The 545-nt window shown below is 62.2% G+C and carries 1 protein-coding gene and 1 pseudogene; both read left to right on the top strand.

Features of this window, described 5'->3' with window-relative positions:
* A pseudogene (locus EN939_RS37270) lies at window positions 1-296 on the top strand (GHMP kinase); the annotation flags it as partial.
* Window positions 297-325: 29 nt separating this feature from the next.
* On the top strand, window positions 326-545 hold a 220-nt coding region (locus tag EN939_RS37265), incomplete at its 3' end, for a methylene-tetrahydromethanopterin dehydrogenase N-terminal domain-containing protein (protein ID WP_272483149.1).

The following is a 545-nucleotide window of genomic DNA, read 5'->3' as shown; positions in this document are numbered from 1 at the left end:
CCGCGATACAGATGCTGATCGGCAGCCATTTCGCCCCGGCGCAGGGCGGCGTGTTCACCTCGAAGCGGGTCGAGATGGCGGCCCACCGTCTCAATGAAGCAGGCGCCGTCGGCATCGGCCAGAGTTCCTGGGGGCCGACAGGCTTTGCCTTCGCGCCATCACATGACGCCGCACTCAAGTTCGTCGACGCGGTTCGGAAGACGACAATTGAGGACGGCCTTGAGATCAAGATCGTCAAGGGCAGGAACTCCGGCGCGAAGATCAGCTCAACCAGGCTGAATCTCGTCGGCAGCTGACGCTCCCGTTTCAGGCAGAAAGGCAAGAAATGGCCCGCAAACACATCCTGCACATGCTGACACCGTTGAAGCAGATGAGCCCCTTCGACGTGAACATGGCGCTCGACGCAGGCTTCGACGCCGTCGTCCCCTATGTCGATGTAAGCCTCGCCGAAGTGACAGGCCTGGTCCAGGACGCGATCTTTTCGCGCCCGCCGGATGCGGGTGTCGACACCGGCATCTTCATCGCCGGGAAGGATGCCTCGTTGG

It is taken from the genome of Mesorhizobium sp. M7A.F.Ca.CA.002.05.1.1 (genome assembly GCF_003998335.1).
Taxonomy (GTDB): Bacteria; Pseudomonadota; Alphaproteobacteria; order Rhizobiales; family Rhizobiaceae; genus Mesorhizobium.
Note: the sequence above shows the minus strand (reverse complement) of the source record. Positions and strands in the feature narration are given on the sequence as shown.